Source organism: Croceibacterium aestuarii, from assembly GCF_030657335.1.
Taxonomy (GTDB): domain Bacteria; phylum Pseudomonadota; class Alphaproteobacteria; order Sphingomonadales; family Sphingomonadaceae; genus Croceibacterium_B; species Croceibacterium_B aestuarii.
This window is the reverse complement of record NZ_CP131039.1, coordinates 1808030-1822930: the sequence shown is the minus strand read 5'-3', so window position 1 is coordinate 1822930 and position 14901 is coordinate 1808030. Positions and strand designations below refer to the sequence as shown.

The window sequence follows — 14901 nt, the reverse complement described above, 5'->3', positions numbered from 1 at the left end:
AACGAAAGAGGTTAGAGGCCGCTGTTCGGCCCCTACGTATAATCCCTCAGATTGCGCTCAGGCGGCGTTGCGTTGCGCCATGCCGGCTTCGAGGTTGAGCATTTCGGCCAGCAGGAAAGCCAGCTCCAGCGATTGCGCGGCATTGAGCCGGGGGTCGCAATGGGTGTGGTAGCGGTCTGCGAGGCCGGCATCGGTGATGGCAATGGCTCCGCCGGTGCATTCGGTCACGTCCTGGCCGGTCATCTCGATATGGATGCCGCCGGCATGGGTGCCTTCCGCGCGGTGGACTGCGAAGAAGCCCTTCACTTCCGACAGGATGCGATCGAACGGCCGCGTCTTGTAGCCGCTGTCCGCCTTGATGACGTTGCCGTGCATTGGATCGCAGCTCCACAGCACCGGATGCCCCTCGGCCTGCACGGCGCGGATCAGCCGCGGCAGGCCCGCTTCGACCTTGTCGTGGCCGAAGCGGCTGATCAGCGTCATCCGTCCCGCCTCGCGCGCCGGATTGAGCGTGTCGAGCAGGCGCAGCAGCGCATCGGGCTCGAGCGAGGGGCCGCACTTCATGCCGATCGGATTGCCGACGCCGCGCAAGTATTCGACGTGCGCGCTGCCCTCGAAGCGGGTGCGGTCGCCGATCCACAGCATGTGCGCACTGGTGTCGTACCACTTGCCGGTCAGTGAATCCTGCCGCGTCAGCGCCTGCTCGTAAGGCAGCAGCAGCGCTTCGTGGCTGGTGTAGAAGTCGGTGCTCTTGAGCTGGGGCACAGTGGCGGGATCGATCCCGCAGGCTTCCATGAAGTCGAGCGCCTCGCCGATCCGGTCGGCGGTCTCGGCGAACTTGGCGGCCCAGGGGCTGCGCCCCATGAAATCGAGCGTCCACTGGTGCACCTGGCGCAAGTTGGCGTAACCGCCGGTAGCGAAGGCGCGGAGCAAGTTGAGGGTGGCAGCGGCCTGCGAGTAGGCGCGGATCATCCGCTGCGGATCGTTGACCCGTGCTTCGGGCGTGAAATCGATGCCGTTGACGTTGTCACCGAGGTAGCTCGGCAGGGTCAGATCGCCCTGGGTCTCGGTCGGCGAACTGCGCGGCTTGGCGAATTGCCCCGCCATGCGTCCGACTTTCACGACCGGCCGCTTGCTGGCAAAGGTCAGGACGACCGCCATCTGCAGCAGTACGCGGAAGGTATCGCGGATGTTGTTGGCATGGAACTCGGCGAAGCTCTCGGCGCAGTCGCCGCCCTGCAGCAGGAATCCGTGCCCGGCGCTGACCTCGGCCAGTTGCGCCTTGAGCGCACGCGCCTCTCCCGCGAAGACCAGCGGCGGGAATTCGGCCAGGACTTGTTCTGTCCGCGCCAGTGCCGCCGGGTCCTCGTAGACGGGAAGGTGCTTCGCTTCGCACGCCTTCCAGCCGTCGGGAGTCCAATTCTGTGTCACGTCGAATTCCAATGCCCTTGCGTAAAGGCGGCGCGTTTACGCCCTGCTCCGGGCCATTGCAAAGGTTACATCTGGTATCGATTCGAGAGGAATCCTCCCGTCAGCGGATCTTTTCACGGGGGAGGACGGCGACCTCGAAGGCCTTGTCCGGAAGAAGATACTTCTGGGCGAGGGTCTCCAACTCCTCTTTCGGAGTTTGGGTGTAGTCGCGCAACAGCGAACGCAGGTTGGCGACCAGATTGGGATCGGTCGTCGCCCCCTGGAGCTGGTTGAGCCAGAAAGTGTGCCCGGTCTGCAGGCGGGTGATCATCTGCGCCATCGGCTCGGCCGCCCGGCGCAAGTCTTCGTCGCTCGGCCCGTTCCGCGCCAGGTCGGCGGCGATCGTTTTGGCCGTGGTGAAGAAGGGCTGGACCTGGCCCGGTTGCAGCTGTGCAAGCGCAATGATCCGGCCGCCGCCCGGCACGTCGGTCGGCCAGTCCGAAACGACCTGCGGCGAATAGCTCGACCCGGCCTTTTCACGCAGCGCGTCGATCATCCGGTTGGAGAAGATGCGCGCCAGCAGATCGATCTTGCGGCTTTCCGGCAGGGCGGCCGAACCGCCGCCGGTCGGCCAGGCGATGACCGCCGCGGCTTGCTCGGGGTCCCCGCCGTGACGCAGCACGACCGGGGCGCCGCCGCCCGTCGGAAAATCGACGGACCGGGCGAGCACCGAAGCCGGAAGAGGTTCGCGCGGCGGCAGCGCGCCAAAGGTCTTCGAAATCGCTGCAGTCGCGGCTGCGACGTCGACATCGCCGAACACGTCGACTTCGATCGGGCCCTGCTTGAGCAGCGGCTCCCAGGCCGCCTGCATGCCCGCGGCGGTGGCCTTGTCGAGCGCCGCGGGTCCGGGCGTCGCGAAACGCGGATCGCTGTTGCTGAGCAGGTATTCGAGATCGCGGTTGAGCACGGAACCGGGGGCGAGATCGTAGCTGTCGTAGGCGAGCTTCGCCGAGGCCAGTGCGCGTTCGATCGGCTGCTTATCCCAGCGCGGATGCGCCAGCTTTTCGGCGAAGAGGTAGAGCTGGTCGGCCAGGTCGGCCTGGCGGGTGAGGCCTTCGAAAACGAAAGCGCCGTTTTCGATGTGGAAATCGAAGCTCATCTTGCGCCCGGCGGTGACGCGCTCGAGCTCCTCCTGCCCGAGCATCCCCTCGCCCGCGCTGACCAGCGCCATCTCGCCGAGATGGGCATAGACCGCGGTGTCGCCGGTAAAGCCTCGCCAGCCGCTGCCGAAGCGGACCCGCACGGTGACGCGTCCCGGTTCGTTGCCGCTGTTCCAGACCATCGCCTTGACCCCGTTGGCATAGTCGAGCTGCTTGATTTCGTAGATTCCGAGCGGCTTCGTCGCGACCGGGTCCTTCGCTTCGCCGATCGGCGGCAGGTCGGCGAACGAAAGCGCCTTGCCTTCGAGCCGGGCGCTCCCGTCGGCATCGGACATCTCCCGCAGCGCCGCGCCCAGCTGTTCGTCGCTCGCCTCGCCCGCGTCGGGGGTCACGTAGAACGCCCGGATGACATTCGCATCGAACAGCTTGCGCGTGTGGTCGAACACCGCCTGCGGCGTGAACCGGTCCTGCGACTGGCGGAACACCTTGAGGAACAAGTCGGGGGTTCCGACCGCCTCGCCGATATCGACCGCCTGGACGATGTCGTCGGCAAGCTGCGATCCGGCCTGGATCGTGCTCTGTTCGACCTGGTTGGTGAAGGAAACATCGAGCCCGGCCACCTCGCGGTCGATTTCTTCCTGCGAGGGCGGCGTGGCCAGGGCATCGGCAATGACCGAGCGCACGTCGGCCAGGGCGCCCTGCCAGTCGGCATCGAGCGGGGCGAAACTGACGAACGTGGCCGAGGCCGAGTGGCTGATGTCCTGGTGGTCGACCGCCGCGTACAGATACTTGCCGCCGTTGCGCGCCCGCGTTTCCAGCCGCCGGTTGATGATCGCCTCGCCCACCGCGTCGATCAGCCGGTTGCGATTCAGCTCCATGTTGTCGGTCACCTGGACGTAGGGCCGCATGTAGGCGTAGGTCATCGAGCGCGGCTGGCCGGGCTCGACCATCACGGTGGTCTGGCCGACCGGATTGGCTGGGTCCGCGGCCGCCGGCGCCTGCGGCGTGCCGAAATCGGGCCGCGAGGCCTTCTCGCCCTGGTTCTGCCAGTCGCCGAAATACTCCTCGATGAGCCTTGCGAGCACTTTGGGATCGACATCCCCCACCGCGGAAATCGTGGTGTTGTCGGGCCGGTACCAACGCTGGTGGAATGCGCGCACCGCCTTCGGGGTGGCGCCCTGCAGGTCCGCGACGGTCCCGATCACGGCGTGATCGGCCAGGCGCAGGCCCTTGAAGAACGTCTCGCGGCTCGCGTCGGCGATGCGCAGGTCGGGCCCGACACGGTCGCGCCGCTCGGCCAGGACGATCGGCACATCGGCGGCCAGATCGGCCTTCGAGAGGACCGGTTCGCGGATCATTCCCGAAAGCAGGCGCACCGCCTCGCGCAGCGTATCGGGCTGCGCATTGGGCAAGGTTAGCTTGTACACCGTGTGCGTCGGGGTGGTCTCGGCGTTGGTGTCGCTGCCGAACGCGGCGCCCCAGCGCTGGAAAGTCGGGATTGCCTGACCGAAACCGAGGTACTTCGATTCGCGGTAGGTCAGATGCTCGAGGAGGTGGGCAAAACCGGCCTCGCCCTTGCGTTCGTAAAGCGAACCGGCGCCGATGCGCACGCGGATCGAGACCTGGCCCGGCGGTACGCCGTTCTCGCGTACCGCGTAACGCAGCCCGTTGGGCATCTCGCCGAACTGCCACTCCGGATCGACCGGAATGTCGGTGCCGCGGTAGATCCACGGGTCGTCGGGCGCCAGATACTTCGGCTCGGGCAGCGCATTTGCCGATGCGGCCGGCGGCGCCGCCACGTCCTGCGCCGCGAGGGGCAGCGAGGCGAAAGCGGGGAGGAAGGCAAGGGCGCGGATTGCGCGCGAGAGGAAAGTCATCGCCGCCGCCATATCGGCACGGGCGATGAAGGGACAGTGAATATCGCGACCCTTGCTTGCCCCCGGGGGCCGCGATGCCTACATCGCAGGGCATGTTCATAGAGACCGAAACGACGCCCAACCCGGCAACGCTCAAATTCCTCCCCGGCCGCCGGGTCATGGCCAGCGGGACGCGCGATTTCACGACGCCCGAGGAGGCCGAGGCCTCGCCTTTGGCCGAAGCCCTGTTCGAAAGCGGCGAAGTGACCGGCGTGTTCTACGGGGCCGATTTCGTCTCGGTCACCGCGGCGCCGGGCGCCGAGTGGACGGCGCTCAAACCGCAGGTGGTCGCGATCCTGCTCGACCATTTCGTGTCGGAAGCGCCGCTGTTCCGTGGCGGCGACGCCGCTGCGATCAGCGTGCCCGCCGAGCCCGAGGTCGCCGACGATCCGGCGGATGCCGAAATCATTGCCCAGATCAAGGACCTGATCGAAACCCGCGTCCGCCCGGCCGTGGCCGGCGACGGCGGCGACATCCAGTACCGCGGCTTCCAGAACGGCGTCGTGTTCCTGCAGATGCAGGGTGCCTGCTCGGGCTGCCCCAGCTCGACCGCGACCCTCAAGCACGGCATCGAGGGGCTGCTCAAGCACTATGTGCCGGAGGTCAGCGAAGTGAGGGCCGCCTGATGGGCAAGCCGCTCTGCGAAGGCGCGCTCGACACGCTGTTTCGCGAGGCGCGCAGTTACAACGGCTGGATCGATAAAGGCGTCTCGGACGACGAGATTCGGGCGATCTACGAACTCATGAAGATGGGCCCGACTTCGGCCAACATGCAACCCGGGCGGATCGTCTGGTGCAAGTCGGACGAGGCGAAGCAGAAGCTGGCGGACTGCGCCATCGAGGGGAACAAGGCCAAGATCCTCGCTGCTCCCGTCGTGGCGATCATCGGCTACGACATCGACTTCCACGAAGAGCTGCCGTGGCTTTTCCCGCATACCGATGCGAAGAGCTGGTTCGATGGCGACGAGGAAGCGCGCCGGACCCAGGCGTTCCGCAACTCCTCGCTGCAGGGCGCCTATCTGATGCTCGCCGCACGCGCTCTCGGGCTCGACTGCGGACCGATGTCGGGCTTCGACAACGCGGCGGTCGACAAGGCTTTCTTCGCCGACGAGCCGCGCCAGCGCAGCAATTTCATCTGCGCCATCGGGCACGGCGACGAGGCTAGTATCTTCGGGCGCAGCCCGCGGCCCGAGTTCGACATCTTCAACCGCGTCGTCTGACACGCCGATGGCGGGGCGAGTCCTTGGCATAGACTGCGCGACCGAAGCCTGTTCCGCGGCGCTGTTCGAAGGCGGCGCGCTGGTCGCCGGCGCCTGCGAGGTGATCTACCGGGGCCATGCCGAGCGATTGGTGCCGATGATCGCCGAACTGCCGGACAAGGGGCGCGCCGATCGCGTCCTGATCTCGCTGGGCCCGGGCAGCTTCACCGGGGTCCGCATCGGCCTTGCCGTGGGCCGCGCGCTCGGTCTCGCCTGGGGCGCCGACGTGCGCGGCTATCCGACCCTCGCACTCGTCGCCGCGCAGGCAATCGCCGAGCAACCGGGACCCGTAACGGTGTGCATGAACGGCGGACACGGCGAATGGTTCGTGCAGAACTTCAGCGCCGAGGGAAAAGCGCAGGATGCCGCGCAATCGCTCGCGCCCGCAGCGGCGTGCCGGGCCTCCCGCCACGCCAGCATCGTCGGCAGCAAGGCTGCCGAACTCGCTGCCCTGGCGGGGGCTGACGGTAAAGCGATCGCCCTGCTGCCCGATGCCCGTTCGCTCGGCTTGCTCGATCCTGCCCACCTGACCGCCGACCTCGGGCCGATCTACGGCCGGCCGCCGGATGCAGCGCTGCCGGGGGAGCGGCGGTGATGGACGATCTCGACCGGATCATGGCGGTCATGGAGGCAGCCTTCGACCCGCAATTCGCCGAGGCCTGGACCCGGCGGCAGGTCGGTGACGCGCTGGCCCTGCCGAACACCTATTACCTGCTCGCTGGCGCCGATGGCGCCCAGCCGCGCGATGGCGAACCCGCAGCCGGCTTCCTGATGACGCGCGGAGCTGCTGGCGAGGAGGAACTCTTGCTCATAGCGGTCCATCCGCAAGCCAGGCGCCGCGGCATCGGCCGGACGCTGATGCAACGTCTGCTTGAAGAGGCCCGAGGGCGGGGTACGACGCGGCTGTGTCTTGAGATGCGCGACGGCAACCCGGCGCAAATTCTCTATGCGAAATTCGGCTTCGAGCCCGTCGGTCGTCGCCGCGATTACTATCGCGGTGCGCGTAACGGTCCGCTCGATGCAATCACCTACGCCTGTTCGATCTGAATCGCGCCGCGACATCGAGGTAAACGGTCAATCAACGCTACGATTAGGTCTTTGCCCACCCTTGCAAAGCCCCGACCCTTAGTCCAAATGCCGGGCAGGGTGCGCGCGGATGAATAGGTGAAAGCCGTTCGTCCGAACGACTGTAATGAGGTTTGCCAATGGAAGAAGTACATGGCGATCTGGCGGAAACGCTGATCACCCACACTACCGACATCGTTGTCTCTTATGTCTCCAACAATTCGATTGCCTCCGAAGACATTTCAGCGCTGATCCAGACCGTCCATTCGACATTGTCCGGTCTCGGCGGTGACGGCGCGGCGGCCGAAGCAAAGCCGGAGCCGGCCGTCTCGGTTCGCTCGTCGGTCAAGAAGGACCACATCGTCTGCCTGGAAGACGGCAAGAAGATGAAGATGCTCAAACGCCACCTGATGACCGACCACGGCCTCACGCCCGACGAATACCGGGCGCGCTGGGGTCTGGCTTCGGATTATCCGATGGTCGCGCCGGACTACGCGGAAAAGCGCCGCGAGTTGGCCAAGAAGATCGGCCTTGGCCGCAAGCCCGGGCAGCGCCGCGGCCGTCAGAAGAAGACGACGGCATAAGGCACCCGCCGCTTGAGATTGACGCCCCGGCCCCCTAAGGTCCGGGGCGTTAGTCTTTTCCGGGCAGAACAGTTGCACCAGCAGATCGATCTCGAAGCCCTGTGCGCCGAACGCGGCCTGCGCATCACCGAGCAGCGCCGGATCATCGCCCGGGTGCTGTCGGAAAGCGAAGACCACCCCGACGTGGAACAGCTTCACCGGCGCGCCAATTCGATCGACCCGAAGATTTCGATCGCGACGGTCTATCGCACCGTGCGCCTGTTCGAAGAGGCCGGCATTCTCGACCGCCACGATTTCGGGGATGGCCGCGCCCGTTACGAACCCGCACCCGAGGCGCACCACGACCATCTGATCGATGTCGAGACCGGCAAGGTCGTCGAATTCGTCGACCCGGAGCTCGAAGCGCTGCAGCGGCAGATCGCCGAGAAGCTGGGCTACCGGCTGGTCGATCACCGGATGGAACTCTACGGCGTCCGTATCGACCGCGAAGACTAGCGGCGCGGCGATGGCAGGCACGCTGAGGCTGGCGGCACGGAGCCTCGCCGCGTTTTTCGTATTCGTCACCCTCGTCCCGGCGCATGTTGTGGTGTCGCTCGCGGGGGCACGGAACCTAGTGCCCCCGCTGTTCCTCGGCCTCATGGGACGTGTCGCCGGACTGCACGTGCGCGTTACCGGGCAGCCGCGCCGCGGCGCCCTGTTCCTCGCCAATCATGAAAGCTGGCTCGACATCCTCGCGCTCGCCGGCACAACCCGCTCGGTCTTCGTCGCGCATGCGGGTCTCGCCGGCCATCCCGCGCTCAAATGGCTATGCGACCAGAACGACACCGTCTTCATCGCTCGCGACATGCGCGGCACGGTCGCCCGGCAAGTCGAACAGGTGAAGCAGGCGCTGGGCGAGCGGCCAGTGACGATCTTTCCCGAAGCGACCACCAACGACGGGATCGAGCTACGGCCGTTTCGCAGCTCGCTGCTCTCGGCGGTCGAAGCTCTCGCCCATGATATCCCGATCCAGCCGGTTGCCCTCGATTATGCCGATGCCGCCGAAACCTGCTGGTACGGCGACGAGGCGGGCCTCGCCAACGTCCGCCGCGTCCTCGCCCGGCGCGGCGGTGTCGGGCTCACGATTCACTTCCTCGATCCGCTGTCGGGCCCGGAATTGGCCGACCGCAAGGCCATGGCCGCTGCCGCCCGAACGCGCATCGCCGCCGCGCTGCGCAGATAACGCTGTCCTACAGGATGCCGGTTGCGGCAGGCTCGTCCGATGATCGCCTCGCCTCCTCGAATCCACCCTCGTAGCGGCTTGCGGCGGCAAGGTTTACGCCCGAGCGGTTCGCAGACCCGCGAAAAATCGTGGGTGTCGCCACCGGTCACACGACACTTTCCTCCGGGTTTCGCACGAGCTTGCAGCGACGCAAGCGCGCGTTTGAAAGACCCGCTCGATTGGCCTATGGCGCGCCGCCATGCGTGAACGCGACACTCCCCGGACCTTCAGGGTCAAGAGCTTCGGCTGCCAGATGAACGTCTACGACGGCGAGCGCATGGCCGAGCTGCTTGCGGCCGAAGGCATTGCCCCGGCGCCCGAAGGCGAGGAGGCCGACCTCGTCGTGCTCAACACCTGCCACATTCGCGAAAAGGCCGCCGAAAAGGTCTATTCGGATATTGGCCGCCTGGTGAAGGCCGGCGGCGAGCACCCGCCGATGATCGCGGTCGCCGGCTGCGTCGCGCAAGCCGAGGGCGAGGAGATTATGGCGCGTGCCCCGGGAGTCGGCATGGTCGTGGGCCCCCAGGCCTATCACCGCCTGCCGGAACTGATCGCCCGCGCCGCGAAGGGCGAACGCGCGACCGATACCGACATGCCCGCCGACGCCAAGTTCGCCGCCCTCCCCGCCCGCCGCAAGAGCGCGCCGAGCGCTTTCCTCACCGTGCAGGAAGGGTGCGACAAGTTCTGCACCTATTGCGTCGTGCCCTATACGCGCGGGGCCGAAATCTCGCGGCCATTCGCCGAACTGGTGCGCGAAGCGGAGGGGCTTGTCGAAGCCGGCGCGCGCGAAATCACCCTGCTCGGCCAGAACGTCAACGCCTGGTCCGGCAGCGATTCCAAAGGCCACAGCCTGGGTCTCGACGGTCTGATAAGAGCAATAGCCAAGATCCCGGAATTACAGCGAATTCGCTACACCACAAGCCATCCGAACGACGTTTCTCAAGGGCTGATTGCGGTCCACGGCGAAGTCGAGAAACTCATGCCCTACCTTCATCTGCCGGTGCAGAGCGGGAGCGACCGCGTGCTCAAGGCGATGAACCGCAGCCATACGGCCGAAGGCTATCTCAGGCTCCTCGACCGCTTTCGCGCCGCGCGTCCCGATATCGCGCTGTCCGGCGATTTCATCGTCGGGTTCCCGGGCGAAACCGAGGCCGAGTTCGAGCAGACCCTGCAGCTCGTCGCCGAGGTCCGCTACGCGCAGGCCTTCAGCTTCAAGTATTCGCCCCGCCCCGGCACGCCCGCCGCGGCTATGGAAGGCCAGGTGCCGCGCGAAGTGATGGACGAGCGGCTGCAGCGCCTGCAAGCCGCGATCAACCGCGACCAGTTGGCCTTCAACCGGGCCAGCGTCGGCAAGCGCTGTTCAGTGCTGGTCGAACGCAAGGGCAAGCATCCCGGCCAGTGGCTCGGAAAGTCGCCCTGGCTGCAATCGGTATTTTTCGAAGGTGACGCAGCGATCGGCGACCTGGTCGAAGTCGAGCTGGCCGAAGCGGGGCCGAATTCGCTGGCGGGAAGGCTGCTCGAAACCGCAGTGGCCTAGTCCAGCCAGATCAAGTCGCCGTCGGGGATCAGGATCTGGGTATCGAGGATCCGGATTTCCTCGGAAGGAGGCACCGTGGGGTTGGTCGCGTAACTTTCGCCGTCAAACGGCAGCTTCCGCCTGCCGCCGAGTTCGCCGCCGCCGGCGACCGATACCCACAGGTCGCGCCAGCCGTTGCTCGACGAGTCGAGCACGCCGACCGGCAATTGGGTTACTGTGGTCTGCACCACCGGCGTGAACCGGTCACCCTCGCGCTTCAGCACGACCAGGCTGCAACCGCCCGAGCCGCAGAGGCTCGGTCCGCCAACGTAGACCAGGATCTCGGGCTTGCCGTCACCGTCGAGGTCGAATTCGCTCGAGCGGTAGCCGAGGCGCCCGGACTTGCCGTACCGGGCCTTGAGCCAGGATTCGAGCGCCGCATCGCGGGGGACCGTGCCGTCGGGGGTCTTAGCGGCAGGCGTTATCTGCGAGTTTTGCGATGCGGGAGTCATCGGATCGTCGTCCGGAGAGTTCCCGCACCCGCTCAGCGTCAGCGCCACCACAGCAGCCATCAGATAACGCATTGCAAAATCTCCCATCATCTCGGCCGGCAACGCACGGCGCGCGAAGTTTTTCCCCGTCGGTGTTGCGCGGCTGCGCTTGCCACCGCCCGGCCCGGCCCTACATTTCGACTCATCAGACTCGAAAGGAGCAAATGGCCCGCAAACCCGAACGCGCCGACAGCCAGGCGGCGTTGGCCCATCCCGAGGATCGCCGCGACCCATCGCGCCGCGCCCGGGCCGAAGTCGAATTCGACGAGCAGGCTGTGCTCGGCGCACTGTTCGGGGAATTCGACGCCAATCTCGTGCTGCTTGAAAACCGCCTCGGCGTGTACATCGGTGCGCGCGGCAACAAGATCATCATCGAAGGGAGCGAGGACGACGTCGCCCGCGCCCGCGAAGTGCTGAAGGCCATGCACCAGCGCCTGCTGACGGGGCAGGATCTCGACAGCGGCGCGATCGAGGCCCTGATCGCCATGTCGGGCGAGCCGACTCTCGAGGGCATCATCACCGGCGAGACCAAGACTCCGCCCATCATGATCCGCACCCGCCGCAAGACCATCGTGCCGCGCAGCGTCATGCAAGGCGAATACATGCGCCAACTGGCCAGCAAGGAGATCATCTTCGCGCTCGGGCCGGCCGGCACCGGCAAGACCTACCTCGCCGTGGCGCAGGCTGTCAGCCAGCTGATCACCGGCAGCGTCCAGCGCCTGATCCTGAGCCGCCCGGCGGTCGAGGCGGGCGAGAAGCTCGGCTTCCTGCCCGGCGACATGAAGGACAAGGTCGATCCCTACCTGCGCCCCCTCTACGATGCGCTTTATGACTGCATGCCGCCCGAACAGGTCGAGCGTCGCCTCGCCTCGGGCGAAATCGAGATTGCCCCGATCGCCTTCATGCGCGGACGCACTCTGGCCGACGCTTTCGTTATCCTCGACGAAGCGCAGAACACCACGCGCGAGCAGATGAAGATGTTTCTCACCCGCTTCGGTCAGAACAGCCGCATGGTCGTCTGCGGCGATCCCCGCCAGGTCGACATCCCCGGTGGCGACCGGATGAGCGGGCTGGCCGACGCGGTGGCCAAGCTCGAAGGCGTCGAAGGCATTGCGGTGACCCGCTTCACCGCCGCCGACGTGGTCCGCCACCCGATCGTCGGGCGCATCGTCGAAGCTTACGAGGGCGACGGTAGCTAACTCGACTTCGTTCGAAGCGAACGGCAAGGGGCTCGGCGTGGACCTTGAGATCGACATCGAAGACCCTTGGCCGACCGGCGATTGGCCGGAGCTGGCCGAGCGCGCCGCCGCCGCGCTGGCTCAGATCGCCCCCGAACTGGCAAACCCGCGCCTCTCCGTCAGCCTGCTGTTCACCTCCGACGAAGAGATCCACGCGCTCAATCGCGAGTGGCGCGAGCGGGACAAGCCGACCAATGTCCTGTCGTTCCCGATGCTCGAACGCCGCGCGTTGCTGGCGCTCGGCCCCGACGGGCCGCCCGAGCTGCTCGGCGATGTCGCGCTTGCCCACGAAACCTGCGCCCGGGAGGCGGCCGACAAGGGCGTTGCGCTCGAAGATCACGCCGCGCACCTGATCGTCCACGGCCTGCTCCACCTCGCCGGCCATGACCACGAGCTGGGCGAGGCCGAAGCGGCGACGATGGAAGCGCTGGAAACAAAGGCGCTTGCACAGATGGGAGTCGCCGACCCATATGGCGATAGCGAAGCGATTTAGGGGGAAGCACAGAGGCGATGTCCGAGAGTTCCAGGCCCGATTCAGCCAATGGAGAGGGGGACAGTAGCGGCGGGTTGCTGAAGGCGATCCGCCGGCTTTTCGACAACTCGGACGTCGACACCTCGCTGCGCGCGCAGCTCGAGGAGGCGATCGACGAGCACTCCGAAGAACAGGCCGGCAGCGAAGCCGAAGGGGAGAAGGGCGACCTCTCGGCCTTCGAGCTGACCATGCTGCGCAACCTGCTGCATTTCAGCGAGCACGACGCCGACGACATCGCCATCCCGCGCGGCGAGATCATCGCTCTGTCGGCCGACGCCAGCTGGCAGGAAGTCGTCGCCGCCTTCGCTGAGCACGGTCATTCGCGCATGCCGGTCTACCGCGAGACGCTCGACGAAGTGATCGGCATGATGCACATCAAGGACATCTTTCCGTTCCTTGCCAGCGGCGCTCCGCCGCCGCCGAACTGGACCTCGCTGATGCGCCAGCCGCTTTACGTCCCGCAAGCGCGCGGCGCGCTCGACGTGCTTGCCGACATGCGCTCGAGCCGTACGCACCTGGCCATCGTGCTCGACGAGTTTTCCGGCACCGACGGCATCATCACGATCGAAGACCTGGTCGAGGAAATCGTCGGCGACATCGAGGACGAACACGACGAGGACCCGGTCGAGATGATCACCCCGCTGGGCGACGGAATCTGGGACGCGGACGCCCGCGCCGAACTCGACGACGTCGCCGAGATCGTGGGCGACCCGCGCATCGCCGAGGTCGAGGAAGCGGTCGATACGCTCGGCGGCCTCGCCTTTGTCCTCGCCGAACAAGTGCCCCAGCCCGGCGCCGTGCTCACGCACCCCAGTGGCTGGCTGATCGAGGTGACCGAAGGCGACGACACCCACGTGACCCGGCTGCGGCTGCACCGGCCCACGGCTGAAAACGACGACGAAGCGGAATAGCCGGACAGAAAATTGTGCAGTGCGGTAAATCGGCACTCGACATTATCGCTATTGGGCACAACATTCGCGCGTGATGCCGACACGCCGACTCCCTCCGCTGCGCGCCCTCGAGGCGTTCATTCGAACCGTGAGGCTTGGCTCGGCACGCGCCGCGGCGGCTGAAATCGGGCTCAGCCCCTCTGCGCTTTCGCGGCGGCTCGCCAATCTCGAGGAATTCACCGGGCGCAAGCTGTTTTCGCGCAGCGGGCAGACGATGAGGCTCACCGACGAGGGGCGCGTGTTCTTCGACGCCGTGACCCCGCACCTCGATGCGCTCGCCGTGGCGGTCGAGAACCAGTCGGAGAATGTTCGCCTGCAGCGTCTGCGGCTCGGGGTTCTGCCGCTGTTCGGCACCCAGCGCCTGTTTCCCAAGCTACCCGAGCTGCGCCGCCAGCATCCGCGGCTGCACATCGACATCGATACCGGGCCGCATCTGATCGACCGCGTCGGCGACACGCTCGACGCGGCAATCCTCCTGACCACGCGCCCCGAAGCGGGCTTTCATTCGGTGCAGCTCGATCACAACACCGTGCATGCCATCTGCAACCGCGACCTCGCCGCCGAACTCGGACCCAATCCGCCGCTCTCCGAGCTCGAGAAGCAGACCTTCCTGATTCACAGCGACCTGCCGCAGAGCTTCGACGCCTGGAAGGCGGCGATTGGCATGCCCGAGCTGCACCCCCAAGCGATCGACCACTACGATTCGGGCCAGCTGATCCTCGAGGCCGCCGCGCAGGGCCTGGGCATCGCCATGATGCACGACGACCACCTCAAGCGCGCCAACGACCCGCGCCTTGCGCACCTGTTCGATATCGAGGTGCAGAGCCCCTACAGCTACTGGTTCGTGTGCCGCCCGGTCGATCTCGAGAATCGACCGGTGCGGATCTTCCACGACTGGCTTATCGAAGCGGGGCTTTAGCCACCGTCGCCTTGACGATCTTGCCGGGCTCGCGCGGCGGCTCGCCCTTGGGGAGCGCGTCGACGTGTTCCATGCCGCTCTCGACCTGGCCCCAGACCGTATACTGCTTGTCGAGGAAACGAGCATCGTCGAAGCAGATGAAGAACTGGCTGTTGGCGCTGTCGGGTGCCGCGGTGCGGGCCATCGAGCAGGTTCCGCGGACGTGGGGCTCGGAATTGAATTCGGCCTTGAGATCGGGCTTGTCGCTGCCGCTCATCCCGGTGCCGGTCGGATCGCCGCCTTGGGCCATGAAACCGGGAATGACCCGGTGAAACACCACACCGTCGTAGAAACCTTCGTTCGCCAGTTCGGTAATCCGCTCGACGTGGCCGGGCGCCAGGTCGGGGCGCAGCTTGATGACGACATCGCCACCCTTTCCGTCGCCGCAGTCGAGGGTGAAGGTCAGGGTATCGGCCATTGCGTCGTTCTCCTATTTCGATCGGCGCCGATATAGGGGCGATGGCGGCAAAGTCACCCTTCGCTTGCTTTTGCAGGTGCGATG

The 14901-nt window shown here is 66.3% G+C and carries 16 protein-coding genes; 12 read left to right on the top strand and 4 right to left on the bottom strand.

Annotated features, from left to right (window positions below; all coding sequences use genetic code 11):
* Positions 1 to 57: 57 nt before the first annotated feature.
* Complete coding sequence (locus tag Q7I88_RS08930; protein ID WP_305095574.1) at positions 58 to 1431, bottom strand: class II 3-deoxy-7-phosphoheptulonate synthase; 1374 nt, start codon at positions 1429 to 1431, stop codon at positions 58 to 60.
* Positions 1432 to 1531: 100 nt separating this feature from the next.
* A complete protein-coding gene (locus tag Q7I88_RS08925; protein WP_305095573.1) occupies positions 1532 to 4447 on the bottom strand; it encodes a M16 family metallopeptidase in 2916 nt (971 codons plus the stop codon).
* Between the two features lie 92 nt (positions 4448 to 4539).
* Between Q7I88_RS08925 and Q7I88_RS08920 the strand changes: the two genes are divergently transcribed.
* From Q7I88_RS08920 to miaB, 8 genes are all read left to right on the top strand, one after another.
* Positions 4540 to 5112, top strand: coding sequence for a NifU family protein (locus Q7I88_RS08920; protein ID WP_305095572.1), 573 nt, complete (start codon positions 4540 to 4542; stop codon positions 5110 to 5112).
* Positions 5112 to 5705, top strand: coding sequence for a malonic semialdehyde reductase (locus Q7I88_RS08915; RefSeq protein WP_305095571.1), 594 nt, complete (start codon positions 5112 to 5114; stop codon positions 5703 to 5705). Before Q7I88_RS08920 ends, Q7I88_RS08915 begins: the two co-directional genes overlap by 1 nt.
* Before the next feature lie 7 nt (positions 5706 to 5712).
* Positions 5713 to 6339 carry a tRNA (adenosine(37)-N6)-threonylcarbamoyltransferase complex dimerization subunit type 1 TsaB gene (gene tsaB, locus Q7I88_RS08910; RefSeq protein ID WP_305095570.1) on the top strand — a complete coding sequence of 209 codons (627 nt, stop codon included), beginning with the start codon at positions 5713 to 5715 and terminating at the stop codon, positions 6337 to 6339.
* Entirely contained in the window at positions 6339 to 6791 is a 453-nt protein-coding gene (locus Q7I88_RS08905; RefSeq protein ID WP_369426039.1) for a GNAT family N-acetyltransferase, read from the top strand. Before tsaB ends, Q7I88_RS08905 begins: the two co-directional genes overlap by 1 nt.
* A 158-nt stretch (positions 6792 to 6949) precedes the next feature.
* Positions 6950 to 7393: a Ros/MucR family transcriptional regulator gene (locus Q7I88_RS08900; protein WP_305095568.1), complete on the top strand. Its 444-nt coding sequence runs from the start codon at positions 6950 to 6952 to the stop codon at positions 7391 to 7393.
* A 72-nt stretch (positions 7394 to 7465) separates the two neighbouring features.
* Positions 7466 to 7888 (top strand): Fur family transcriptional regulator, encoded by a 423-nt coding sequence (locus Q7I88_RS08895; RefSeq protein WP_305095567.1) that lies wholly within the window; start codon positions 7466 to 7468, stop codon positions 7886 to 7888.
* 10 nt (positions 7889 to 7898) lie between these two features.
* Positions 7899 to 8615 carry a lysophospholipid acyltransferase family protein gene (locus Q7I88_RS08890; protein ID WP_305095566.1) on the top strand — a complete coding sequence of 239 codons (717 nt, stop codon included), beginning with the start codon at positions 7899 to 7901 and terminating at the stop codon, positions 8613 to 8615.
* A 238-nt stretch (positions 8616 to 8853) separates the two neighbouring features.
* Entirely contained in the window at positions 8854 to 10191 is a 1338-nt protein-coding gene (gene miaB / locus Q7I88_RS08885) for a tRNA (N6-isopentenyl adenosine(37)-C2)-methylthiotransferase MiaB (RefSeq protein WP_305095565.1), read from the top strand.
* Here miaB and Q7I88_RS08880 read toward each other — a convergent pair.
* Positions 10188 to 10754: a COG3650 family protein gene (locus Q7I88_RS08880; protein ID WP_305095564.1), complete on the bottom strand. Its 567-nt coding sequence runs from the start codon at positions 10752 to 10754 to the stop codon at positions 10188 to 10190. The two genes, miaB and Q7I88_RS08880, sit on opposite strands and share 4 nt — an antisense overlap.
* Before the next feature lie 131 nt (positions 10755 to 10885).
* Between Q7I88_RS08880 and Q7I88_RS08875 the strand changes: the two genes are divergently transcribed.
* The 4 genes from Q7I88_RS08875 (at position 10886) to Q7I88_RS08860 (ending at position 14360) form a co-directional block, all read left to right on the top strand.
* A complete protein-coding gene (locus tag Q7I88_RS08875) occupies positions 10886 to 11920 on the top strand; it encodes a PhoH family protein (RefSeq protein WP_305095563.1) in 1035 nt (344 codons plus the stop codon).
* Positions 11921 to 11957: 37 nt separating this feature from the next.
* On the top strand, positions 11958 to 12452 hold the full coding sequence (gene ybeY, locus Q7I88_RS08870; RefSeq protein WP_305095562.1) for an rRNA maturation RNase YbeY: 495 nt from the start codon (positions 11958 to 11960) through the stop codon (positions 12450 to 12452).
* Positions 12453 to 12469: 17 nt separating this feature from the next.
* Positions 12470 to 13402 (top strand): hemolysin family protein, encoded by a 933-nt coding sequence (locus Q7I88_RS08865; protein ID WP_305095561.1) that lies wholly within the window; start codon positions 12470 to 12472, stop codon positions 13400 to 13402.
* A 73-nt stretch (positions 13403 to 13475) separates the two neighbouring features.
* On the top strand, positions 13476 to 14360 hold the full coding sequence (locus Q7I88_RS08860) for a LysR substrate-binding domain-containing protein (protein ID WP_305095560.1): 885 nt from the start codon (positions 13476 to 13478) through the stop codon (positions 14358 to 14360).
* Here Q7I88_RS08860 and Q7I88_RS08855 read toward each other — a convergent pair.
* Positions 14341 to 14817, bottom strand: coding sequence for a peptidylprolyl isomerase (locus Q7I88_RS08855; protein WP_305095559.1), 477 nt, complete (start codon positions 14815 to 14817; stop codon positions 14341 to 14343). The two genes, Q7I88_RS08860 and Q7I88_RS08855, sit on opposite strands and share 20 nt — an antisense overlap.
* Between the last annotated feature and the right edge of the window lie 84 nt (positions 14818 to 14901).